The 26,340-nt window shown below is 26.6% G+C and carries 18 protein-coding genes and 1 other RNA gene; 7 read left to right on the top strand and 12 right to left on the bottom strand.

Annotation, left to right across the window (positions count from 1 at the left end; all coding sequences use genetic code 11):
- Positions 1-171 precede the first annotated feature (171 nt).
- The 4 genes from lpdA to U0T59_00930 all read right to left on the bottom strand — a co-directional run bounded on the left by lpdA (position 172) and on the right by U0T59_00930 (position 7,119).
- Complete coding sequence (gene lpdA, locus U0T59_00945) at positions 172-1,596, bottom strand: dihydrolipoyl dehydrogenase (protein XBC43493.1); 1,425 nt, start codon at positions 1,594-1,596, stop codon at positions 172-174.
- Between the two features lie 140 nt (positions 1,597-1,736).
- Entirely contained in the window at positions 1,737-3,008 is a 1,272-nt protein-coding gene (locus tag U0T59_00940; GenBank protein ID XBC43492.1) for a 2-oxo acid dehydrogenase subunit E2, read from the bottom strand.
- Between the two features lie 8 nt (positions 3,009-3,016).
- Positions 3,017-5,686 carry a pyruvate dehydrogenase (acetyl-transferring), homodimeric type gene (gene aceE / locus U0T59_00935; GenBank protein XBC43491.1) on the bottom strand — a complete coding sequence of 890 codons (2,670 nt, stop codon included), beginning with the start codon at positions 5,684-5,686 and terminating at the stop codon, positions 3,017-3,019.
- Positions 5,687-6,069: 383 nt separating this feature from the next.
- A complete protein-coding gene (locus U0T59_00930) occupies positions 6,070-7,119 on the bottom strand; it encodes a GMP reductase (protein XBC43490.1) in 1,050 nt (349 codons plus the stop codon).
- A gap of 140 nt (positions 7,120-7,259) precedes the next feature.
- Here U0T59_00930 and coaE point away from each other — a divergent pair, with 140 nt between their 5' ends.
- Positions 7,260-7,868 (top strand): dephospho-CoA kinase, encoded by a 609-nt coding sequence (gene coaE, locus U0T59_00925; GenBank protein XBC43489.1) that lies wholly within the window; start codon positions 7,260-7,262, stop codon positions 7,866-7,868.
- A 403-nt stretch (positions 7,869-8,271) separates the two neighbouring features.
- On the opposite strand, the gene secA is transcribed toward coaE, so the two are convergent.
- From secA to truA, 3 genes are all read right to left on the bottom strand, one after another.
- Positions 8,272-10,788: a preprotein translocase subunit SecA gene (gene secA, locus U0T59_00920; GenBank protein ID XBC43488.1), complete on the bottom strand. Its 2,517-nt coding sequence runs from the start codon at positions 10,786-10,788 to the stop codon at positions 8,272-8,274.
- 252 nt (positions 10,789-11,040) lie between these two features.
- Complete coding sequence (gene mrcB, locus U0T59_00915; protein ID XBC43487.1) at positions 11,041-13,266, bottom strand: penicillin-binding protein 1B; 2,226 nt, start codon at positions 13,264-13,266, stop codon at positions 11,041-11,043.
- A 238-nt stretch (positions 13,267-13,504) separates the two neighbouring features.
- Positions 13,505-14,323 carry a tRNA pseudouridine(38-40) synthase TruA gene (gene truA / locus U0T59_00910; protein XBC43486.1) on the bottom strand — a complete coding sequence of 273 codons (819 nt, stop codon included), beginning with the start codon at positions 14,321-14,323 and terminating at the stop codon, positions 13,505-13,507.
- A gap of 355 nt (positions 14,324-14,678) precedes the next feature.
- Here truA and dksA point away from each other — a divergent pair, with 355 nt between their 5' ends.
- The 4 genes from dksA to thrC all read left to right on the top strand — a co-directional run bounded on the left by dksA (position 14,679) and on the right by thrC (position 20,804).
- Positions 14,679-15,134 (top strand): RNA polymerase-binding protein DksA, encoded by a 456-nt coding sequence (gene dksA / locus U0T59_00905; GenBank protein ID XBC43485.1) that lies wholly within the window; start codon positions 14,679-14,681, stop codon positions 15,132-15,134.
- Between the two features lie 979 nt (positions 15,135-16,113).
- Positions 16,114-18,561, top strand: coding sequence for a bifunctional aspartate kinase/homoserine dehydrogenase I (thrA, locus tag U0T59_00900; protein ID XBC43484.1), 2,448 nt, complete (start codon positions 16,114-16,116; stop codon positions 18,559-18,561).
- A 17-nt stretch (positions 18,562-18,578) separates the two neighbouring features.
- Positions 18,579-19,508 carry a homoserine kinase gene (gene thrB, locus U0T59_00895; GenBank protein ID XBC43483.1) on the top strand — a complete coding sequence of 310 codons (930 nt, stop codon included), beginning with the start codon at positions 18,579-18,581 and terminating at the stop codon, positions 19,506-19,508.
- A gap of 3 nt (positions 19,509-19,511) precedes the next feature.
- On the top strand, positions 19,512-20,804 hold the full coding sequence (gene thrC / locus U0T59_00890; GenBank protein ID XBC43482.1) for a threonine synthase: 1,293 nt from the start codon (positions 19,512-19,514) through the stop codon (positions 20,802-20,804).
- A 124-nt stretch (positions 20,805-20,928) separates the two neighbouring features.
- Here thrC and ychF read toward each other — a convergent pair whose 3' ends face one another.
- The 3 genes from ychF to U0T59_00875 form a co-directional block, all read right to left on the bottom strand.
- A complete protein-coding gene (gene ychF / locus U0T59_00885) occupies positions 20,929-22,017 on the bottom strand; it encodes a redox-regulated ATPase YchF (protein ID XBC43481.1) in 1,089 nt (362 codons plus the stop codon).
- 78 nt (positions 22,018-22,095) lie between these two features.
- Entirely contained in the window at positions 22,096-22,665 is a 570-nt protein-coding gene (gene pth / locus U0T59_00880; GenBank protein ID XBC43567.1) for an aminoacyl-tRNA hydrolase, read from the bottom strand.
- Positions 22,666-22,826: 161 nt separating this feature from the next.
- Complete coding sequence (locus tag U0T59_00875; GenBank protein XBC43480.1) at positions 22,827-23,438, bottom strand: Fe-Mn family superoxide dismutase; 612 nt, start codon at positions 23,436-23,438, stop codon at positions 22,827-22,829.
- Between the two features lie 223 nt (positions 23,439-23,661).
- On the opposite strand from U0T59_00875, the gene rnt reads away from it, so the two are divergent.
- Positions 23,662-24,303, top strand: coding sequence for a ribonuclease T (gene rnt, locus U0T59_00870; protein XBC43479.1), 642 nt, complete (start codon positions 23,662-23,664; stop codon positions 24,301-24,303).
- 74 nt (positions 24,304-24,377) lie between these two features.
- On the opposite strand, the gene grxD is transcribed toward rnt, so the two are convergent.
- Positions 24,378-24,725 (bottom strand): Grx4 family monothiol glutaredoxin, encoded by a 348-nt coding sequence (gene grxD / locus U0T59_00865; protein XBC43478.1) that lies wholly within the window; start codon positions 24,723-24,725, stop codon positions 24,378-24,380.
- A gap of 124 nt (positions 24,726-24,849) precedes the next feature.
- Here grxD and ssrA point away from each other — a divergent pair.
- Positions 24,850-25,209, top strand: a transfer-messenger RNA (tmRNA) gene (ssrA, locus tag U0T59_00860).
- A gap of 167 nt (positions 25,210-25,376) precedes the next feature.
- Here the strand turns inward: ssrA and nadK are convergent.
- Positions 25,377-26,246: an NAD(+) kinase gene (gene nadK, locus U0T59_00855; GenBank protein ID XBC43477.1), complete on the bottom strand. Its 870-nt coding sequence runs from the start codon at positions 26,244-26,246 to the stop codon at positions 25,377-25,379.
- Positions 26,247-26,340 lie beyond the last annotated feature (94 nt).

Raw genomic sequence — 26,340 nt, 5'->3', positions numbered from 1 at the left:
TTAATATAAATTAATTCATACTACAAAATATATAATAATACATATTTTCTATTTTAAAAACATCATATCAACCAATAAAATTCGTACATTTATTTAGAACACCACGAAAAAATACAACATATATTGTATTGTATAATTTTCAAAAATTCATCATGCATTGATCATAAAATGTTAATTTTTTTTTGAATTAATTAAATCAGTAACAGTACCCTGAAAAATTTGAGCCGATAAATTAATGGATTCATATAAAGTAGGATGCGCATGTATAGTTAATGCAATATCTTCTGCATCACACCCCATTTCTATAGCTAATCCAATTTCTCCTAACAATTCACCAGCATTATTACCTACTATACAACCACCTACGATTTTATTTGTTTGTGAATCAAAAATTAACTTAGTCATTCCATTAGAATAATTAGAAGAAATGGCTCGTCCTAAAGCTTTCCATGGAAAAACCGCAGCTTCATATTTTACATTATTTTTAATAGCTTCTTTCTCTGTCATACCTACCCAAGCAATTTCCGGATCAGTATATAGTATACATGGAATAACATAGGGATCAAAAAAATGATTTTTACCAGAAATAATTTCAGCTACTATATGTCCTTGATGAATACCTTTATGTGCCAACATCGGTTGTCCTGTAATATCACCAATAGCATATATATTAGGTACATTTGTACGTAACTTATTATCTACTTTTAGACATCCATTATCATCAATGTTAAGTCCTGCTTTTTCAATATCTAACATATGCAAATTTGGTATTCTTCCTACAGATACTAAGATAGCATCATATAACTTATTTTCTTGAATGTTATCTTTTTTGATATTAATAGAAACTAAAAGACCTTCTTTATGCGATGTAATTTTACTAATATCAGAATTTAAAATAATATTAAAATCCTTGCTTATCGAATTAAAAAATACATTAATAATATCTCTATCTAAATGAGACAATAAATCATGAGAACTATCTATAATATCTACTTTTGAACCTAACGAACTATAAATAGTAGCTATTTCTAAACCTATTACTCCTGAACCAATAATTAATAAATTATTTGGTATATTAGGAATAGACAATGCAGAAGTAGAATTCCAAATTCTCGGATCATTATGAGGAACATAAGACAATTTTCTAGCATGAGAACCTACTGCCAAAATGATATTTTCAAAAGAAACAATAATATTCTCTTTTTCTCCTTCAATAAGAATACTATTCGAATTTAAAAATTTGGCAAGTCCAAAAATTACCTTCACATTACGTTTATTTGCTAGATTTTTTATACCAGAATTAAGATTACTAATAACTTTATTTTTCCATTGACATATTTTATCAATATCGATTTTAGGTTCTTCAAACTTTACACCTAAATCAGATAAATTTCTTGATTCTTTTATCACTTTAGCAATATGTAATAAAGATTTAGACGGTATACAACCAACATTAAGACATACTCCACCTAAATTAGTGTATCTTTCTACTAAAATGGTATCTATACCTAAATCCGAACATCGAAACGCAGAAGAATATCCTGAAGGACCAGATCCAATAACAACTACTTGAGTATGTATCTTTTTATATGACATATTTTTACCTATCTTAGAAAGATTATCATATGAAGCTTAATTATAATACAAAACTTCTAATTTACTATAGTAAACATTACAAGTTACCAAGTATCATGTGCTATTATACATGCTATCTAAAAAAATAATAAATCCAACATTCAAAGTAATAATAACCTAATATCAGACAATAATTTTTTAACATAATTCACAAATAAAACAGCTTCTACTCCATCAATAACACGATGATCATAAGACAAAGACAACGGAAGCATTAAACGTGGTATAAATTCTGTACCATTCCAAAATGGTTTTATCAAAGCTTTAGACATACCTAGAATTGCTACTTCAGGATAATTTATAATAGGCGTAAATCCAGTACCACCAATTCCACCCAAATTGGAAATAGTAAAACCTCCACCTGACATATGTGATATATTTAAAGTTCCTAACTCAGCCTTTTTTGAAAACGAAGTTAATTCAACTGATAACTCTACTAAATTTTTATTATTTGCATTATTAATAATAGGAACTAACAATCCATTTTTAGAATTCACTGCAATTCCTATATTAACATCTTGTTTTAATATTACTTTTTTTTTGATTTTAGTACATAAAGTACTATTAAATTTAGGAAAAATTTTTAATGACTTTGCTACTACCTTAATTACAAAAACTAATACAGTCAATTTAGAATTAATATTATGATTATCTAAATTAGAATTATAGCTTTTTCTGAATTTTTCTAAGTCCGTAATATCCGCATCATCAAATTGAGTTACATGAGGAACTATAGACCAACTTTTAAATAAATTTTTACCAGATTGTACCTGCATATTAGTTAAATATAACTCTGAAACATCATTAGACTCATGAGAATCATATTTAACAAAATTTTTCATATTGTTTTTTGTATCATATTTTATATAAGAGTCATCTTTATGTTTTATTTCTTCTTTATTAATATATGACATGATATCTGCTCTGATAATTCGACCTTTTCTTCCACTTCCTATCACATTATCTAAATTAACATTTAATTCTCTAGCTAACCTCCTAATGATAGGAGTGGCATGGACTAACGTTTCTTTTTTATTTCGATATATTTTAAATATTTCATGATTAGAAAAATTAGTTTTATTTTTAAATTCTGTATTATATAAACACATATTTTGTTTTTCATTCAGTATATTAAAATTATCCAACAATGTTAGAAAAGCAATCGAAGAACCAGTTTTTACTTTATGTCCTATATTTACTAAGATGGACTTTACAACACCAAAATGAGTAGATGGCACTTCCATAGATACTTTTTTCCCTTCCACTGTTATTAAAGCATCGTCCTTTTTTACCGTATCCCCTATTTTAACTAAAATCTCAATAACTTCGACTACATCCACTCCAATATCAGGAATTTTAATTTCAATATCCATGTTGCCTCCTATGCTAACCTTGGATTTACTTTGCTTACATTAATTTTAAACTGATCGATAGCATTAGTAATCACTGATTTATCAAAGGTATTACATTTAGATAATTCTACTAAAGCAGCAATAACTATATAAAATTCATTGATTTCAAAATAATTCCGCAAATTTGTTCTACTATCAGAACGTCCAAATCCATCCGTTCCTAACACACGAAAACTTATCCCAGGTACATAAGCTCTTACTTGTTCAGCAAAGAGTTTCATATAGTCAGTAACAGCAATAGCTGGTGAACTGTTCATTATTTTAGTAATATAAGGAACTTTTTTATCTTTATCGTCTGGATGTAACAAATTCCACCGTTCGCAATCTTGTCCATTTCTAGCTAATTCAGTAAAAGATGTAACACTATAAATATCTGAACTTACATTATATTTTTGTAATAATATTAAAGCAGCTTTACAAACACATGGTAAAATAGATCCTGATCCTAATAATTGGACTTTTAGCTTAGTTTGTCCTATACTTTTTAACTTATAAATTCCTTTACGAATTCCTTCTTCGGAACCTATAGGCATAGCAGGCATCATATAGTTTTCATTAAGTGTAGTAATATAATAATAAATATTTTCTTGTTTATCACCATACATCCTGTTTAATCCATCATGAATAATTACTGCAAGTTCATACGAATAAGCAGGATTATAAGATATACAATTTGGTATAGTTAATGACTGAATATGACTATGACCATCTCCATGCTGTAAACCTTCTCCATTTAACGTTGTTCTACCTGAAGTTCCACCTATTAAAAAACCTCTAGCTTGTTGATCTCCTGCCGCCCAACATATATCACCTATTCTTTGAAATCCAAATATAGAATAATAAATATAAAAAGGAATCATAGGAAAATTGTTAGTACTATAAGAAGTAGCTGCTGCTAGCCACGAAGCGAAAGCACCTAGTTCGCTAATTCCTTCTTGCAAAATTTGACCTTGTCTATCTTCCTTATAATAGGCGAGTTGTTCTTTATCCTGAGGAATATATTTCTGACCATTTATATTATAAATTCCTATTTGACGAAATAATCCCTCCATGCCAAACGTACGAGCTTCATCAGCAATAATAGGAACTATTCTTTTTTTTATAGGAATAATTCTTAAAATAATATTTAACATACGTACAAAAGCTATTGTAGTAGAGATCTCTTTTTTTTGTTCAATCAAAAGCATATTGAAATCACTTAATTTTGGTAGCTCGAGTTTTTCAGTAAAGCGAGAAATGCGAAAAGGAAGATATCCTCCTAACTTTTTTCTTCTTGCGTGAAGATATTTGTATTCTTTACTATCCATCTTAAAAGAAACATAAGGAAAAGAACTAAGATCTTTATCTTCTATCGGAATACAAAATTTATCACGAATATTCCGTATAACTTGTTCATCAATTTGTTTCAACTGATGAGCAATATTTTTACCTTCTGCAATATCTCCTAATCCATAACCTTTGATAGTATGTATCAATATTATCACCGGTCTATCAACGATATTATTAGCTTTTCTAAAAGCCGCATAAATTTTTTTGAAATCATGTCCTCCTCTATTCAAATCCCAAATTTGTTCATCAGTCATATTCTTTACTAAGTGCATTGTTTCTTTATATTTTCCAAAAAAATGTTTTCTTACATAAGCTCCATTCTTAGACTTAAATGTTTGATAATCACCATCTAAAGTCTCATTCATTAATTTTATTAATGTTCCAGTTGTATCTTTTTTCAGCAATTTATCCCATGCACTACCCCAAATTACTTTAATAACTACCCAACCTGCTCCTCTAAAAATACTTTCTAATTCATTAATAATCTTTCCATTTCCCATTACTGGACCATCTAATCTCTGCAAATTGCAATTCACAATAAAAACTAAATTATCTAATTTTTCACGAAAAGCAATGGAAATAGCTCCTTTAGATTCTGGTTCGTCCATTTCTCCATCCCCTAAAAAAGCATATACTTTTTGATTAGATGTATTTTTTAAATTTCTATTTTGCAAATATTTTAAAAATTTTGCTTGATAAATAGCACATAATGGACTTAATCCCATAGATACTGTAGGAAATTGCCAAAAATTAGGCATACATTTAGGATGTGGATAAGAAGGAAGGCCATTTCCATTTACTTCTTGTCTAAAATTATCTAATTGCTTTTGATTTAATCTTCCTTCAACAAACGCACGCGAATAAATTCCTGGAGAAATATGTCCTTGAAAATAAACTAAATCTCCACTATCTTTTTGATTATAAGCACGGAAAACATGATTGAAACATACTTCATAAATCATTGCCGCTGATTGAAAAGAAGACAAATGACCACCTAAATCTAAATTTTTTTTTGACGCACGAAGTACAATCATAATTGCATTCCATCTTATTACAGAACATATTTTATGTTCTATAAACAAGTCTCCTGGATATATAGGCTCTTCCGAAACAGGTATAGTATTAATATAATCACTAATTATCTTGTGATATTGCATAACTTTTACATTCTCTCGTTCTAACCTTTCGATAACAGATTGAACAATAAAATTTGCCCGTTCAATCCCTTCTTCCCGAATGACTGATTCAATTCCTTGAACCCAATCATTTGTTTCAATAGGATCGATATCGTTGAACAACAATTCTGTCATATTCCTCACCTTCGTTAATTATATATATAAACTATTAATTAATTAATTTACTCTTTTTTTGTAATTGTCAAAAAAACATATTAATATATCTAATTAAATATTTAAAAAATAAAATCTAAAAATTAATGATTTTATTAATAAAAAAATTTATTAAAAATCATTTAACTCGTTCAATCAGTACATATTAAAAAATCAAAAAATATATTCTTACAATTAAATGTACATACGCTACTCTACTGAAATGATGTATTACTAATTTAACGTTTACATTACGATAATAAAAACTGTAAACAAAATATTTAAAATAATAAAAATTCTTAAATAACTGTTTATATGCATACTAATTTAGTAAACATATCAATAGTCTATCTAAAAAAATAATTTCATATTTCTTGATTATTAAATATTTTATTTTCTTGCTCAGAAACTTTTATAAACGTAGTACGTTTTGTTAATTCTTTTAAACTCGCAGCTCCTACATAAGTACATGTAGAACGCAAACCTCCCAAAACATCGCGTATAGTTTTATCTACTGAACCACGAAACAATAATTTTACTGTCTTTCCTTCTACAGCTTTATATCCGGCTACGCCTCCTATATAACGATCCATTGCTGATTTAGAGCTCATGCCATAAAAAATCATATATTTTTTTTTATTTTCTTCAAAAACAGATCCTTCGCATTCATTATGTCCTGCTAACATTCCACCTAACATAACAAAATCTGCTCCACCTCCAAAAGCTTTTGCTATATCCCCTGATACAGTACAACCACCATCACTTATGATTTGTCCACCCAAGCCATGAGCAGCGTCTGAACATTCAATAACAGCAGATAATTGCGGATATCCTATAGCTGTTTTAATCCGTGTAGTACAAACAGATCCAGGACCTATACCTACTTTTACTATATCAGCACCAGATAAAATTAATTCCTCTACCATTTCTCCAGTAACTACATTTCCTGCGCAAATAATTTTTTCTGAAAAACAATCTCGTACTTTTTTTAAAAAATCAACAAAATGTTCAGTATAACCATTAGCAGCATCTATACAAATATACTGTAATTTAGGAGACAAAGAAAAAATTTGCTGCAATTTTATAAAATCTTTTTTTGATGTTCCAGTAGATACAATCACGTAATTTAATACTGAATCAGAAATACTACGCACAAAACGCTTCCAATGTGCATATGAATAATATTTGTGCACTGCAGTTAATATATGAAATAATGACAATACTCGTACCATACTAAAAGTACCTATAGTATCCATATTAGCAGCAATTAAAGGAATACCAGTCCATAATTTTCTAGAATTTCTAAAAATAAAGCTACGAGTAAGATCCACTTGTGATCGACTTTGTAATATAGAACGTTTTGGGCGAATAAGAACGTCTTTAAATCCTAACTTAATATCTTCTTCAATACGCATAAATTAATAATCTCTAATTTTACACAAAACAATGCTTTCTCTATTCTTAACAAGAAAACTAGTTTACAATTAATGTCATTATCGCATAACAAAATTCATTTATAAAAATTTTAAAATAAAAAATTTTAAAATTAAATTTTATGACTTATATTGTAGCTCTTATCGGAGGGATTGGTAGCGGAAAAACTACCATATCAAATTTGTTCAAGAATATTGGTATAAAAATTATCGATGCTGACATAATTACAAGAAATATCTTGGAAAATAACAAAATTGTAATAAATACAATTATAAAAAATTGTGGAGTTCAATTTTTAAAAACAGATGGATCAATAAACCGAAAACTTTTAAGAAATTATATATTTTCTTGTAAAACAAAAAAAATATGGTTAGAAAAATTATTACATCCAATAATTATTAATACTATGAAAAAAGAGATAAAAAAAGTTACATCTCCATGGTGTCTATGGGTAGTACCTTTGTTAATAGAGATGAAACTATACAAATATACTAATCGAATATTATTAGTTGACGTACCTATACGACAACAACTAAAGAGAACTATAAAACGAGACAAAATTAATAAAGTTCAAGCGAAACTTATTATCTCTTCTCAATCTACTCGTCAAGAACGTTTATTAATTGCAGACGACATTATATATAACATTAATACAATACAATCTTTAAAAATATATGTTAAACAATTAAACAAATATTATTTTAAACTAGCTAATAATATAATTTTCTAAATTAAATATTTTATGTAATCGCGATGTACTCTCATAATAATTTAAAGAAAAAATATTATTAAATAAAAGCATTTTTATAAAAAATAACTTTTTTTCATATAAAATGCTAAATGCTATTGTTGATAGTAATAAAAAAGTGCTTTAAAATGTATCTAATTCTTACACTACAAATACAATGCTAATTTTACTACCACAATAATAAAAACGAGTTATTGTTTTAAACTAATTTTTGTTATAAATATATACGTATATATTTACTTTTATAAAAAAACAACTCAAAAACATAAAAAAAATAACAGAAAACAACAATTAAAAATTTTAAATCACATCACTTTAAAATTTAACATTTGATTATAATAAATCTTGGATTCGAAAAATATATAATTCATATTGATTAATTCTATTATGTATGATGATTTTTATTAACAAAATTAATTTTAAATAAAATAGACACTACTTCTTGTTTCAATAATTTTAACATAGAAGAAAACATTACAAATGACTCTCTTTTATATTCTTGTTTAGGGTCTTTTTGTGCGTAACTTCGTAAATGAATACCCTGACGTAAACATTCCATAGCTGATAAATGCTCTTTCCAAAATATATCTAACGTTTCAATCATTATTGATTTTTCAAGTTGGTTCATATTTTTCGTTCCAACTAAATCCCGTTTTCTTCTATAACTCATATTAGCAAATTTTAAAATTCTTTTAGTTAATTCTTCTTCATACAGCGTATTATCATCGTGTAACCATTGTACAATTGGACAAACTAAATTAAAATTATTATACAAACATAATTCTAATTTAGATGTTTTCCATGTTTCTTTCAAAGAACCTTTTTTTATATATTTGTTGATAACATCAATAAATATATCATAGGAAATTCTTTTAATAACATCGCTAATGTCTTCAGAATCAATTATACAATTTCTTTGATAATAAATAATACGACGTTGTTCATTTGCAATATCATCATATTCTAGTAGTTGTTTACGAATATCAAAATTTTGATTTTCAACTTTTTTTTGAGCATTAGAAATTGCTTTTGTAATAAAAGAATGAGTAATAGCTTCTCCATGTTTTATCCCTAATGCTTTCATGATACTAATAATGCGGTCTGAAGAAAAAATTCGCATTAAAGAATCTTCCATAGACAAGTAAAATCGAGAAGAACCAACATCACCTTGACGACCAGATCGACCTCTTAATTGATTATCAATTCTTCTAGACTCATGTCTTTCTGTTCCTATTATATGCAATCCACCAGATTTTAAAACGAGATCATGTTCTTTTTTCCATTCATCTTGAATATCTCGTATTCTTTTCTCATTAAACATCTTTTTCTTAATGAAGTCCAATACTAAACTACCACCTAATACTATATCAGTACCTCGTCCTGCCATATTAGTAGCAATAGTAACTGCTTTTAATTTTCCTGCTTGAGCAATAATATCTGCTTCCTGAGAATGAAAATTTGCATTTAAAACATTATGTTTAATACCTAATTGTACTAAGCGTTTAGAAATTAACTCAGATTTTTTAATAGATACCGTTCCTACTAACACAGGTTGATTCCGCTTAATACATGTCTGAATATCTTTTATAATTGCATCTATTTTTTCTAATTCAGTCATATAAACTAAATCAGGCATATCATTACGTATCATAGGACGATTCGTTGGTATAACAACCGTATCTAAATTATAAATAGAACGTAACTCATATGCTTCTGTAATAGCAGTACCAGTCATCCCCGATAACTTGTTATATAATCGAAAATAATTTTGAAAAGTAATTGATGCTAATGTTTCACTTTCACTTTTTATCTTTACTTTTTCTTTTGCTTCTATTGCTTGATGCAAACCATCTGACCATCTTTTTCCTTCCATAGTCCGACCAGTATGTTCGTCTACAATAACTACATTTTTATTTTTAACAATATAGTCTACATTTTTAAAAAACAAGTTGTGAGCGCGTAAAGCTGCTATAACATGATGCATTAAAATAATATTTTTAGAAGAATATAATGACTCTGCACTTTTTATCAAGTTTTCTTTTAATAACCACTGTTCAATTTCTATTAAACCTTTTTCAGTCAAACTAACTTGACGTTGTTTTTCATCAATAAAAAAATGCCCTATTCCAAAAGATATATCTGAATCTTCTTGTTTTTGAGATCTTAATTTAGGCACAATTTTATTAATTTTAAAATAGAGCTCTGAGCTATCTTTCAAATCTTTAGAAATTATTAGCGGTGTACGTGCTTCATCTATTAATATAGAGTCAACTTCATCTATCAATGCAAAATTTAAACTTCTTTGTACTCTATCTTTTTTATCGAACACCATATTATCTCTTAAATAATCAAAACTATATTCATTATTAGTACCATATGTTATATCAGAAGAATAAGCTATTCGTTTTAATTCAGGAGACATACCTGAAATATTGAGACCAACTGTCAAACCAAGAAAATTAAACAAAATCTTATTGTTATCAGCGTCTCTCTTGGCAAGATAATCATTCATAGTAACAATATGAACACCTCTTCCTTCTAAAGCATTCAAATATGCTGGCAACGTAGCTGTTAAAGTCTTCCCTTCTCCTGTCCTCATTTCTGCAATACATCTATGGTGTAATACAATTCCACCCAATAATTGTACATCAAAATGACGCATTCCAAATACTCGCTTACTAGCTTCTCTAACTACAGAAAACGATTCAGATAATAAACTATTTAATGTATAACCATTTTTCAAACAGTATCGAAAAAAATCAGTTTTATTACGTAATTCTGTATCTGATAATTTAGAAAATTTACTTTCTAAACTGTTAATACGTTCTATTGTCTTTTGAATTTGTTCTAATATCCGATCATTACGATTACTAAATAATTTACTAAAGAATTTAATTATCATATTAATTTATACTCACGTTTGAATAGAATATTAAAACATTATATTTTATATGAAATTTATTAATGCCACATAAAATATTGTATAAAATGAAGTCAAACTATTTTATTTGTTATCGAATTATAAAATTATTTCAATATACTAAGTCATATCAAATAAAAAAATAAATAGATTATTATTATTTTACAATCAAATATTTTATTTAATATTTTGTAATTAAACATCTACTATTACTTTAAATAATTTTAACAAAATCTAATTACATAACACTATTCCATTTTTATTCCATATCGGTAAATAACGATAAACATCGTTAGATTGAATATTACATACTATATTACCTTCAAAATTGATACTTAATAAATTTACATCTGTAGGAGGTATTAAAATAAGAGGTTGAGGTTGATGAAGTTGCAAATAATGACGATAAATTTGCATTGCACCAGAAGATCCATAAAATTTAGAAGATTCATTATTATCCCTTCCAATCCAAATTATTACTACTTGTTTCCCATCAATACCAACGAACCAACTATCGACTAAATTGTTTGTTGTTCCTGTTTTACCCGCTAAAAAAGTATCTTTAAATAACATTCCCAATTGTCTTGCAGTACCGTATTTAACTACTGATTGCATAGCATATAGTGTCAAATATGAAGCTTGTTTAGAAATTATTCTTTCAGATTGAGGTAAACTACTGTACAATGTAATATTATCTTCAGACATTACTGACTGAATAGAAAACAAATTCGATTTATTTCCACCGCTAGCTATAACTTGAAAAATTTTAGCTACTTCCATAGGAGTTAAATTAATTGATCCCAAAGATATAGAAGGACTAACAAATAATTGATTATTATGTAAACCTAATTCTATCCAAGTTTTAACTAATGTTTTTAATCCTAATTTCATGCTAAGATTAACTGTAGGAACATTAATTGAATAACTTAAGGCATCAATTAACATGACTTTATTCATAAATTTAAAATTACTATTTTGAGGTTTCCATATTGTTCCATTATTTAATTTTATAGAAATAGGTATATCTGCAATCCAAGTACCTAAATTAAAATGCTCTGGCTGAGCTAAAGCAGTTAAATATGTTATAGGTTTAGATAATGATCCAATTGAACGTCGTGCTTGAATTGCTCGATTATATCCTAATACATCCGGATTAGAACTACCCAACACACCTTGAATTTCTCCATTAACTCTATCAATAATAATTATTGCTGTTTCTAAATCTTTAAGATGTTTTTTTTTCTTTAATATAGGTATAATATTTCTTACAGCATATTCTGCAGAAATTTGAGATATGAGATCTAATGTAGTAAAAATTTTTATTCCTGATAAATTGTTAATATCCTTACCTAACTTTTCTTTAAATTCTTTTTGAATGATTTGTATAAACGCAGATTTAGGTGAAAAAATACTACCTCGAGGTTCAACATTTAAAGATTTTTTTACAAGAACACTATATAAATTTTTGTTAATAATGTTTTGTTTAAATAACATATGTAAAACTACATTACGTCGATTTAATGATAAAATAGGATTGCTCCAAGGATTATACAAAGAAGCTCCTTTCATCATACCAACTAATAATGCATACTGATCCAAACTTAGTTCATTTATAGGACGACCAAAATAATATAAACTTGCTAACGGAAATCCTCTAATTGCATTTTTACCATCTTGTCCTAAATAAACTTCATTCAAATACAACTCTAAAATTTGATCTTTACTATATTTCCAATCCATAAGTAATGCCATATATACTTCATTAATTTTCCTCCAGAATGATCGAGTATTAGTTAAAAATAAATTTTTTACCAATTGTTGCGTTAAAGTGCTTCCACCTTGAATAGTGCAACCAGCATGAATATTAGCTAAAAAAGCACGGATAATAGAATAAATATTGATCCCATCATGATTATAAAAATATCGGTCCTCTACAGTCAGCAATGCATCAATTAACATCTTAGGATAATGTTGCCTAGATAAAAATAATCGTTGTTCCCCATTTGGAGAATTTAACATAGTAATTAACTGAGGATCTAAACGCAATATGCCAAAATCATGATTATTAGACAAATTTTTAATTCTTATTAACATATTACGCGAAAAATACAATTTAGCATAAACTTTATCTTCTCTTCCATCAGGAAAGCAAAAAGGTCGCCTAATCAACGTTATACTATTTTTATTTGCAATAAACTCTCCAGATGTTTTTAAAACAGATACATAGTTATATCGAATTCCTTTTAATATAGATATCATCTCTTGTTTAGTATAGTGGTTTCCAGGTTCTAAAGTAATAACTCTACTGTATATTAATACAGGTAACTTCCATATTTTTTCATTAATAAAAAAACTTATTTTAATATATAAAAAAAAGCCATATAGTATTATTGAAAAAAATAATAATAAAAACATCTTTATTAAAAAAATCGCATTTAATCTTATATTAATTTTATACATTACCAATAGCCTTTACACCACATATAAAACTTTCAACATATTGTCAAAATAATGCTGATTTCAGAACATAAATTAACACTAAAAAAGAACTATCATATGCCAGATTAAAATTATCATAAAAACCAAAAATAATATATCATTCATATAAACATAAAAAGTTAATATCATAAATTCATACAAAATAACACATAAGTTTTATATTATTTTACATAAGTTGATAAAAAAATCCTTTGCAACATTAATATGACATTGATTTGCATATAAAAAAAGGACCGATGGAAGTATTCGGCAAATTAAAAATACTAGGATACCGAACTTTAACTAAATATAAACCTTCCGGTTTAGCTGTGGGAGATGCTAATTTTCTGTTTCTAGATAATAGTAATTCTTTCATCCAATATTCACTATACTTAGATACACCAATATCAATTAAACATCCTACGATATTGCGAACCATATGATATAAAAACGAATTTGCTGTAATGTCAATAACCACTAATCGATTTATGCTAAATACTTTTAAGGAAATAATTCTACGAATAGGTGTGCATGACTGACAATTTACTGCTCTAAACGAAGTAAAATCATGTTCACCAATTAAAAACTTAGCAGCACGATTCATTTTTAGTACATTTAATTTTTTATAAAAACTATATAATCCTTTTGAAAAGATAGACGAACGACACTGATAATTATAAATGATATAACGATATCTACGAGATAAAGCACTATGACGTGCATGAAAAAATTCCGGAACTTTTTTTTTCCATAATACAGAAATATCTTTAGGTAAATATCGATTTACTCCGATTATCCAGGAATTACGCTTTCTAATAGAAGAAGTATAAAAATGAACTACTTGTTCAGTACTATGCACACCAGAATCAGTTCGTCCTGCGCAATAAATATCTACTGCATGATTAGCTACGATTGATAATGCAATTTCCAATTTTTCTTGAATATTTGATACCGATTGTTGATATTGCCATCCGTGATAATTACTTCCTTGATATTCAATACCTAATGCGATTTTTGTACGATTATTTATTTTTTTCATTAAGTAATCACCTAAATTAAAATAAAAGATACATAACACTACTTTTATTTGAAATTAACATTTCATTAATTTCTATAATTATTTTAATTTAAAAAATAACTACTTTAAACACGAAATAAACTTATTTTTTTAAAAAGTATAAAATTTACAATAAATTTATATTTTGATATTATCGACGTACTGTAAAACAAACACTGTTAAAAAAGAGATCAATATTATACTGTATAAAATGTAATAACTATATAACATCAGAAAATAAAAAAAATTCAATCTATATATTTAATCCACAATATTTATTTTAAATTATACAGTTATAATTTTGTTTTAAATATAATTAATCCATAGGAAATATATCATGCAAAAAGAAAAAGATAAAAAAGTATCTTCCTTGAGTATACTATTTATGGCGGGAGTACAACCTTATGAAAATAAAAAAAACGAAAAATATATGAACACCAAACAAATCAATCACTTTAAAAAAATTCTTCTTGCTTGGGTTACTCAATTAAAGAACGATATACCTAAAAAAAAATTGTATATACAAGAAAAAACTACGAATTTTCCAGATCCCATTGATCGTGCTGTACAAGAAGAAGAATTTAGCTTTGAATTGCGCCATCGAGATAGAGAAAGAAAATTAATAGAAAAAATAGAAAAAACTTTAAAAAAAGTAGAAGAAAATGATTTTGGATATTGCGAATCATGCGGAGTAGAAATTGGAATACGTAGATTAGAAGCAAGACCTACTGCTAATTTATGTATAGACTGCAAAACATTAGCAGAAATTAGAAAAAAACAAATATTGGGATAAAATTCATATAAAATATTATAGTGAACGGGACATAACCCGTTTCACTCTAATACTATGTTAACATTGCACGAAAGTCATACTCTATCCTTATAGAAAATCCCAAATCATATTATATAAGTCCAAATTATTTTAATTTTATTATACTTATAATATAAAAAATAATATAATTTAATATAATTGATTGTATAATTTATTATAAAATTATTTTAAATAAAAAACTAATAAAAAAATCTACACAAATTTTAGCTCTTTAATATTCATACTTGTTTCATAATATAAGATGACGCAAATTTTAGCGTATATAATTTTAATATTTTATTCACATTAAATTCCAAATTAATAATATCCTCATCATTATAATATTCTTGAAATAAATATTTTTTCTAAATTTTACAAAATTTTTGTTGTTTATTCAAAATAAAATCGTTTCTAAAACTAAAAAAGATCATTAAAAAAAACAAATTTTATATTAAACATTAATAACTCATTATAAATTATTCACAAAAATTAAAAAAACTAAAACATACTATTATTTTTTGTATTACTTTTTATTATAACAATAATATCAACAATGAAACATCGCTAGTAATAATTAAAATTTAAACTTTATTTTGAAGACATATAATATAAAATATTTTTAAAAGTAAAATTTTTATCATATGAAAAACATTTAATTAAATGTCTTGTATATTTCATGAAATAAAAAATATTTTTATTATAGATATGATAATATATTAAATAATAAATTCGTCATGCACTATCACAATAGTTCAATACATTTTAAATTAAAAAATTATCATTAAATACAATTGATATACCTAAGAATAAAAATGTACAATTTTTATTCAAAAATATACATATATTAATTCCAAAAAATGCATTTAAAATTAGTTCAAACTAAGCTATATACATAAAAAGAGCTTACTCTTTTGCAAAGTGTGGGCTTTTCTTATATATTTTCTTCAGGAATATTGTAAATATGAAAATACTTAAATTTGGTGGAACTTCACTAGCCAATGCAAAAAAATTTTTATCTGTATCGAAAATTATTAAAGCAAGTTTTGAAAAAGAACAAGTAGCTATTGTACTCTCTGCACCTGAGAAAATTACTAATCTTTTAATTAATGCAATAGAAAAAGCTATTAACAAACAAAATACACAATCAGATATATATATAATAAAAAACATTTTTTCTAAGATAACTACTGATATATATATAACAAATAGTAATTTTCCATATAAAAAAATTACAGATATTATTGAACACAAATTTTTAAAACTCAAACATATTTTTCACGGAATAAGTTTATTAAATCAATGTCCTGATAATATTCGGGCTAAAATAATTTGCTTTGGAGAATTACTATCTATAGTCATCATGGATGGTATCTTAAAATCTGAGCTTTACAAAATTACTATTATTGATCCAGTAAAAAGTCTTTTAGCAATAGGTGAATATCTAAATTCTACTATCGACATTAACACTTCTACGCAAAGAATTAATGCAATCAACATCCCTAAAAACCATATTATATTGATGGCTGGTTTTATTGCTGGAAATAAAAGTAACCAATTAGTTGTTTTAGGACGAAATGGTTCTGATTATTCTGCAGCTATTCTGTCTGTATGCTTAAAAGGGAATGTATGCGAAATATGGACAGACGTAGATGGAATATACACATGCGATCCTAAAATAATAAAAAACGCTAAATTATTAAAATCCCTTTCATATCAAGAAGCTATGGAATTATCTTATTTCGGAGCAAAAGTATTACATCCTAGAACTATTGCTCCTATTTCAAAATTTCAAATTCCATGTTTAATTAAAAATACCGAAAATCCAAATTCTATCGGGACAATAATATGCAAACACCCAGACGATATCAAAATGCCTATCAAAGGAATCGCACATTTAAATGATATTGCTATGTTCAATATATCGGGATCTGGAATACACAACATGACACCCATAATATCTCGAATATTCTCTGCTATGTCTTTAAGTAAAATTGAAATAATACTTATCATGCAATCCTTCTCAGAAGTGAACGTTAGCTTTTGTATATCTCAACATCATGCAAACAAAACACGAAATATATTAGAAAATGAATTTCAGTTAGAATTAAACAATAAACTATTGATGCCAATACAAATAATAGAAAAATTAGCTATTCTATCAATTGTAGGATCAGGAATAGAAACACAAAAAAATATCTTATATAAAACGTTTTCAGCATTATCTAAAACTAATGCAAAAATATTTGCTATCGTAAAAGAACCATCCAAACATTCTATTTCAATAGTAATAGAAAACACTTTTTCTATATCTGGAATTAAGATAATCCATCACATGTTATTCAAAAAAAATCGTATCATTGAATTATTTTTAATTGGTGTCGGAGGCGTAGGAGCTACTTTATTACAACAATTGAATAAGCAACAATGTTCACTAAAATCGAAAAATATTGATTTAAGAGTATATGGAATCGCGAATTCAAAAAAATTCCTAGTAAATATGAACGGAATTGATTTAAATAGTTGGAATCAATCTCTTTCTATGTCAACTCAATCATTTGAAATAAATGATTTAATACAGATATCTAAAAATAGTACTTTGATTAATCCAATTTTAGTAGATTGTACTTCTGACCAAAAAATAGCCCATCAATATCCTATATTACTTAATAATAAATTTAATATAGTAACATCTAACAAGAAAGCTAATACATCTAGTTTAAAATATTATCAAGAAGTCAGACTAGCAGCATTATGCGCTAATAAAAAATTTTTATATGAAACTAATGTCGGAGCTGGTTTACCTATAATAGAAAATTTAAAAAATTTATTACATTCTGGAGACAAATTAATACATTTTAGAGGGATTTTATCAGGATCATTATCTTTTATTTTTGGAAAATTAGAAGATAACATATCACTTTCTGAAGCAACAAAACAAGCACAAAAACTTGGATTTACTGAACCCAATCCAAAAGATGATCTTTCTGGAATAGACGTAGCACGAAAATTACTTATATTAGCTCGAGAAACTGGACTAAAATTAGAATTAAGTGATATTAAAATTGATTCTATATTGCCTAAAGAATTTAACTCCATTTCTAATACTAATGATTTTATGATACAACTAAAAAAATTAGATCAAATGTTTTTCAAAAAAATGGAAAAAACAAAAAAATCAGGAAAAACTCTAAGATTTGTTGGAATTATTGAAAAAGAAGGATATTGTCAAGTAAAATTAGATGAAGTTGATAAAAAAGATCCATTATATGAAATTAAAAATGGAGAAAATGCATTGGCTTTTTATAGTAAATACTATCAACCAATTCCATTAGTATTAAGAGGATACGGAGCAGGAAACAACGTTACTGCTGCTGGAGTGTTTTCCGACATACTACGAATATTGTTATAAAACAAGGGGTATAAATAATGATAAAAATTTATTCTCCTGCGTCAATTGGAAATGTAGGAGTTGGATTTGACGTATTAGGTGCTGCCATTGCACCAATAGATGGATCGTTTTTGGGAGACATTGTCACTATAACCCCTTCAAAAACATTTAATTTAATAAATAAAGGAACATTTTCAAATCAACTACCAACAAATATTAACAAAAATATAGTTTGGAAATGTTGGACCTATTTTTGTTCACTTTTAAAAAAAAACATTCCAATTACTATAACCCTGGAAAAAAATATGCCAATTGGATCAGGGTTAGGATCTAGTGCTTGTTCTGTTGTTGCTTCTATTATTGCCATAAATACATATTTTAATAATCCCATTAAAACAGCTGATCTGCTACTACTTATGGGAAAAATAGAAGGGAAAATATCTGGTAGCGTACACTATGATAATGTTGCACCTTGTTTTCTAGGAGGACTTCAATTAATAATTAATAAAAAAAACGTTATATGCCAACAATTACCAATGTTTAAAAACTGGTTATGGATTATTGCTTGGCCTGGAGTAAAAATAACAACAGCAGATGCAAGGACTATTTTACCTTTAAAATATAGTAAAGATATCTGTATTAAACATAGTCGTTATTTAGCCGGGTTTATCCATTCTTTATATACAAAACAACCTAAATTAGCCGCGCAGCTCATGAATGACGTTATTGCTGAACCGTATCGAATTAAATTATTACCCAACTTTTTAAAAACACGAAAAGAAATTAAAAAAATAGGATCTATAGGATTTGGAATATCAGGATCAGGCCCAACAATTTTTGCTATTTCTGATGATATAAAAATTGCAAAAAACATAAAAACATGGCTTCATAAAAACTATCTCCAAACTGACCAAGGATTTGTTCATATTTGTAAATTAGATACCATAGGTACTCGACAAATAGGATAATACATGAAACTTTATAATATCAAACACATAAGAGAAGAAGTTAATTTTTCAGAAGCTGTAACACTTGGATTAGGAAAAAATCAAGGATTATTTTTTCCAAAAGAACTACCAATAATCTCCAAAAATAAACTTTCAGAATTACTAGAAATGAATTTTCTTGAACGAAGCAGTGAAATACTCTCTATTATTATAGGAAACGAAATTGATAAATCGGAGTTATCAGAACAAATCAACGCAGCATTTTCCTGTATCACTCCAATTATGGTACCAATTACAGAAAATATAGCTTGTTTTGAACTATTTCATGGACCTACGCTTGCTTTTAAAGATTTTGGAGCAAGATTTATGGCTAATGTTATTTCTTTTTTGAACAAAAATAAAAACGATATTATAACTATTTTGACTGCTACATCTGGAGATACAGGAGCAGCAGTTGCTCACGCATTTTACAAAATGAAAAATGTTAGAGTCATAATTCTGTATCCTAAAGGAAAGATTAGTGAACTACAAGAAAAACTATTTTGTACATTAGGAGAAAATATAACAACTATTTCAATTAATGGTAGTTTCGACGAGTGTCAAAATTTAGTTAAACAAGCTTTTCAAGACTATGAACTCAAAAAATTAATAGGACTTAATTCTGCAAATTCAATTAATATCAGTAGATTATTCGCACAAATATGCTATTATTTTGAAGCATTTTCTTTAATTACTGATGAACAAAAGAAAAATCTAGTTATATCTGTACCATGTGGAAATTTCGGAAATATCACTGCTGGATTATTAGCCAAATCTTTAGGACTTCCTATAAAATATTTTATAGCTTCCACAAATTCTAATGATACAATACCAAGATTTCTTAATACAGGGAGATGGTCACCTAAAAATACTATATCAACTATATCCAATGCTATGGATATAAGCCAGCCAAACAATTGGCCAAGAGTAGAAGAACTATATAAAAGAAAATCATGGCCATTAAAAAAACTTAGATTTGGTAGTGTATCTGACTCATTAACAAAACAAAGTTTAAGAGAACTTAAAGAGAAAGGTTACATTTCAGAACCACATGCAGCAGTAGCATATTACTTATTAAAAAATAAAATAAAAGAAAGCGAATTCGGTTTATTTTTAGGTACTGCTCATCCATCTAAGTTTAAAAAAACAGTAGAAAAAATATTAAATATAACTTTACCTTTACCTATAGAATTAGAAAGTCGAATTAAATTACCTTTATTATCACATAATATTAATCCCAACTTTTCTATATTAAAAAACTTTTTGTTACAAAAATAAAACATTATTCGTATATAGAGATACAATTTTTCTCTATATACAAAAAAAATAACAAGAACAACACTCTATCAATTTTTTAAAATAATTTTTTAAAATACCCATTGTTTGAAACAATAACATATGTTTATACTTTGTATAGAACATGGATAATATCTCCATCATTTACATAGTAATTTTTTCCTTCCATTCTAACTTTTCCAAATTTTTTAACATTTTTTTCTCCTCCATATTTAATAAAATCAGAATATGAAATAACTTGAGCTCGAATAAAACCTTTACTTAAATCTGTATGAATGCATTTTACTGATTTATAAATTTCAATATCACTTGTAGTAGTCCATGCACGTACTTCTTTTTTTCCAACAGTAAAAAACGTTTTTAAGTTTAATAAAGCGTATCCAGAACTAGAAATAGCACTTAATCCTGATACATCTAAATTTAATTTACAACTACTTAAAACTTTATTTTTATTATTTTGAATAAAATTATTGTTCATAACATCCATATAAACCAACAATACGTTAGAATTATCTTGTTTTGATAATTTATAAACTTTTTCAAGACATGCATTATTATTAGTATTTATACTCATGTTAACAACATAAATCATTGGTTTTAACGTAATAAACTTTAAATAACTAATTATGTTTATTTCTTCCTGAGTTAAATTCAATAATTTTAGACATTTATTTTTTTTTAAAAAATCCAAACAACGATATAATATTTCAATTTCCACATTTAAAGTATTTTTGTTTAATAGATAACTTTTTTTAAGTTTCTTGATTCTATTTTTACAAATTTCAAGATCAGATAATATCAATTCTAAATTAATTATTTCAATATCTGCAATAGGGTTTACTTGACCATGTATATGGACAATTTCATTATTTTTAAATCCACGTACCACATGAATAACCAGATCTGTTTGCCTAATATAATTTAAGAATTTATTACCCAATCCTTCTCCCTTATAAGCACCCTTTACCAATCCAGCTATATCTACTAACTCTATATGAGTGGGAATAATACGGTTAGAATTAACTAACTTAGCAATAACATTTAAACGACTATCAGAAACCAAAATCATTCCAATATTAGGCTTAATGGTACAAAATGGAAAATTATCTGCTGACACTGTTAAATTTGTTAAATTATTAAATATAGTTGATTTGCCAACATTAGGTAATCCTACTAGTCCACATTTAAAACTCATAATAAACTTACCTTATCTATATTCAAAATAAAATGTTAAATTTTAAAATTTGTACTCGAAATGTTCGAAATAATTTATTTAACACTTATTTTTTAATATCTCTTGTGCTATTTTTACATTTTTTTCTTGTATTAACAAATTAGTAGCATATATTGCATGAAATATAGACTTCTCAATTAAACGTTTTTCTTCTAATGTGGGCGGAGATAAAACAAAATCAGCTACTGTTTTCTTTTTTTCAGGACGACCAATTCCAATTTGCATTCTTAAAAAATTGTTTTTTTTTGTCCATACGTTAATAATATTTCTTATTCCATTATGGCCATTATGCCCGCAACCAAACTTTAATTTAATACATCCAGGGTTTAAATCTAATTCATCATGAATAATCAAAATTTCATCTAATGCAATACGATAAAACCTAGAAATAATAAAAATAGACTTTCCACTTAAATTCATAAACACATTGGGTATAAATAAACGTACTTTAAAATCAACACAAAAAAAAGATCCAGTATATCCCAACAACTTTTTATCTTCTTTTAGAGTTTGATTATGATGACGAGCTAAGGTCTGAATAAACCAAGAACCTACATTATGCCTAGTTTTATCATATACGACGATTGGATTAGCTAATCCAACTATCAATTTAATATTTGTCAAATTCATCTCATGATATTATAATTAGAAGACGATTTAATAAAATAATTTTGATTATATTTGAAAATTTATACTCAAAATACTAATATATGAAAATGTTTATACATACAGCTATATAGAAAAATCTTGTTAAAAAAATTAAGTTTCAATTATCTATTAAATCTCTTACTCACTTCATTCCAATTTATTACGTTCCAAAAAGCACGTATATAATCCATGCGTCTATTTTGATATTTTAAATAATAAGCATGTTCCCAAATATCTAAACATAAGATAGGAAATCCTGACACTCCTGATATATTTTGTCCCATTAATGGACTATTTTGATTAACAGTAGAAACAATAGATAATTCTTTATTGTTTTTTACTAACCAAACCCAACCAGAACCGAAATGATTAACAGCTATTCTTTCAAACTCTTCTTTAAAATTGGTTATAGAACCAAAATTATCTTCAATAGCAATTTTTAAATCACCTTCTAAAACCGTTCCAAGTTTTAAAATAGTCCAAAATAAACTATGATTTGCATGTCCACCAGCATTATTTTGTAACTTTATTTTATTACTAACATCTATAACATCTAATTGAGAAATTAAAGTATCAATAGATAAATTTATGAAACTACTATTATGTAGCATATCATTTGTATTATTAATATATGCTTGATGATGTTTAATATGATGAATTCTCATCGTTTTTTCATCTAAATACGGTTCTAAACTATTATAAGAATAAGGCAAAACAGGTAAAGTATATTTCATTTTGATAATCCTACAAATCTTAATATATTATTTGATCACAGTCGCATTTTTTAAAAAACTTAAGACGTTATTGCAAAAAAAAATACAATCTTATATCAATTCATATAGTATTAAAAGTTATAAATTATATTATCTAATTATTTTCATAAAAACGTTCTTAAATTGATATTATACAGTAAACAAGAAAAGAATTAAATAAATTTTAATATAAACTGGACATCTAATGTACAAAATTAAACAACAAAATTCTTTAAATAAACGCTTTAGAACTTTTTATCCTGTAATCATAGATATTGAAACTTCTGGATTTAACTCAAAAACTAATGCATTATTAGAAATTGCTGCCATTACATTAAAAATGAATTCATCAGGATTGATAAAACAAGAGCACTTTTTACACTATCATATCAAACCTTTTATAGGATCAATAATTGATCCTAACGCCATTGCATTCAATAAAATTGATCCATTTAATCCACTACGCAATGCTATTAATGAGCATAAAGCGTTAAATTCTATGTTTCAATTAATTAACTTAGGAATTAAAAAAAATAAGTGCAAAAAAGGTATTATTGTTGCTCACAATGCAATATTTGATTATAGCTTTCTTATGGCTGCTATTGAAAGAAATAACATAAAAAATAATCCATTTCATTTATTTTCCGTTTTCGATACAGCTACATTAAGCGGTCTAGCTGTAGGACAAACGGTCCTAGCAAAAGCATGTAAAGCTATCGGATTAAACTTTGACAATAACCAAGCACATTCAGCTATATACGACGCAAAAAAAACAGCTAACCTCTTTTGTGAAATAGTTAATCGTTGGAAAAAATTGGGTGGATGGCCACCCAATAATGAACGATAACATATATTTTATTTAAAAATATTAAATCATTATTTAACTATTTCTCATATAAATACTTTTAAAAATTTCAAAAACTAAGCTTTAGATATATTATTAGGCACTGCAATGTTGTCAAAAGCCTTTGTGACCAAATTTTGTAATTTACCAGTTTCAAACAACTCTAGAATAATATTGCAACCTCCTATAAGATTTCCATTTATCCACAATTGCGGAAAAGTTGGCCAATTAGCATACTTTGGCAACTCAATACGAATATCTGGGTATTCAAGAATATCAACATATGCAAATTTTTTACCACATGATAACAATGCTTGAACAGCTTGAGCAGAAAAACCACAACTAGGTGAATCAGGTGATCCTTTCATATAGATTAATACAGGATTTTTTTTAATTTGATCTTTAATTACATTAATAGTACTCACGTTAATTTTTCCTACATAAATTTTAAAATTATTATTAAAAGTTGTATAACTTATAAATTATACATAAATTCTTATACAATTTATTGCTAGATTATAATTGTTTTTTATTATACAATTAATAAAAGGGGCTGATTTTGGATTCGACAAAATTATTGAAAACTAAAGTGCATGCCGAGGAACGGTTTGCCTCGATAAAAGCCGTAAAATATAGTAGCAAAAAATAACAACTACGCTTTAGCAGCTTAATAAGTTAAACTAAAGCTTCCTGATTCTTTTTTCTCTTAAAAAGAAAACAGGATCAAAAAATAAGAGATCGCGTATTAAAATTATACTTATAAATTTTAGTCGTTAAAAAAAAATATAATAAGAAAAAATTTATAATGTGTCTATACGTTTATAGATTAATTAAATATAATAGACTAAGCATGTAGTACTGAAGTCGTAAAAATTTTGGACGCGGGTTCGAATCCCGCCAGCTCCATATATACTAAAATATCCCATCTTAAATGCAAAAAAAATTCATATTATTCGATCAAACATTAATAATGTGTATTTAAGTTTTTATGTATGTATTTACTACGTAAAATACTATGTTCTTCTAAAGAATAATTTTATCACTCACACTAAAAAACATTTATATATTGATTACTATTATCTAGACCAATGTAGCTTAGAACTTAAGGTTTCGAAATAACTGTAATTTTTAGGATGTATTAAAAATAAAAAATCATTGCTTTTTTGAACCAAAACAACGTCGTGTTCTTCTACTGATAAAACTATTTGACTATCACAACTAATTCTTAATTCTGATATAGTTTCCATAAATTTTAAACAAACTGTACTGGTATTATTTATTACTAAAGGACGAGAAGACAAAGTATGAGGAAACATAGGAACTAACACGATTGCATCCAATGAAGCAACCAAAATAGGACCCCCAGCCGACAATGAATACCCAGTAGATCCTGTAGGAGTTGAAATAATTAAACCATCAGAACGTTGAGAGAAAGCTAAGTCATTATTAATATATACTTCAAAATTTATCATACGAGCTACATGCTCAGCATGCAATACTATCTCATTAATAGCTTTACTTATCGAAAACAATCCATTTTTTTTAATAATTTTTACTTCTAATAAAAAACGACGTTCTTGAATATATTCTCCAGAAAGTACGCATAACAACTGCTTTAATGCAGTATTAGGATTTAAATCAGTTAAAAAACCCAAATTTCCTCTATTAATACCAATAATTTTTATTTTATAAGCAGACAATATACGAGCTGCATGCAACATGTTTCCATCTCCGCCTACCACTATTACTAAATCGCACTGTTTACCAATGTTAGGTAATGAATCTGCATCTATTCCTTCTAAACCCAATTTATTAGCTACTTTATCTTCAACAATAACATGATATTCTTTTTTTTTTAACCAATTATATAGCATCTTGTGTGTAGATAACGCACTAAAATGACGAGGATAACCTACTATTCCAATACAATAAAAAAATTGTTTCACGAAATGGGTTCCTTTATAATGCAATTATAAATTATTATTTAATACATAATGTTGAATAATTTATTATGATTCTCCATACTTAACAAGTATGGAA

This window comes from Buchnera aphidicola (Meitanaphis flavogallis), assembly GCA_039830035.1.
Classification (GTDB): domain Bacteria; phylum Pseudomonadota; class Gammaproteobacteria; order Enterobacterales; family Enterobacteriaceae; genus Buchnera_B; species Buchnera_B aphidicola_AZ.
The sequence above is the reverse complement of the archived record's forward strand: the minus strand, read 5'-3'. Positions and strand labels throughout refer to the sequence as shown.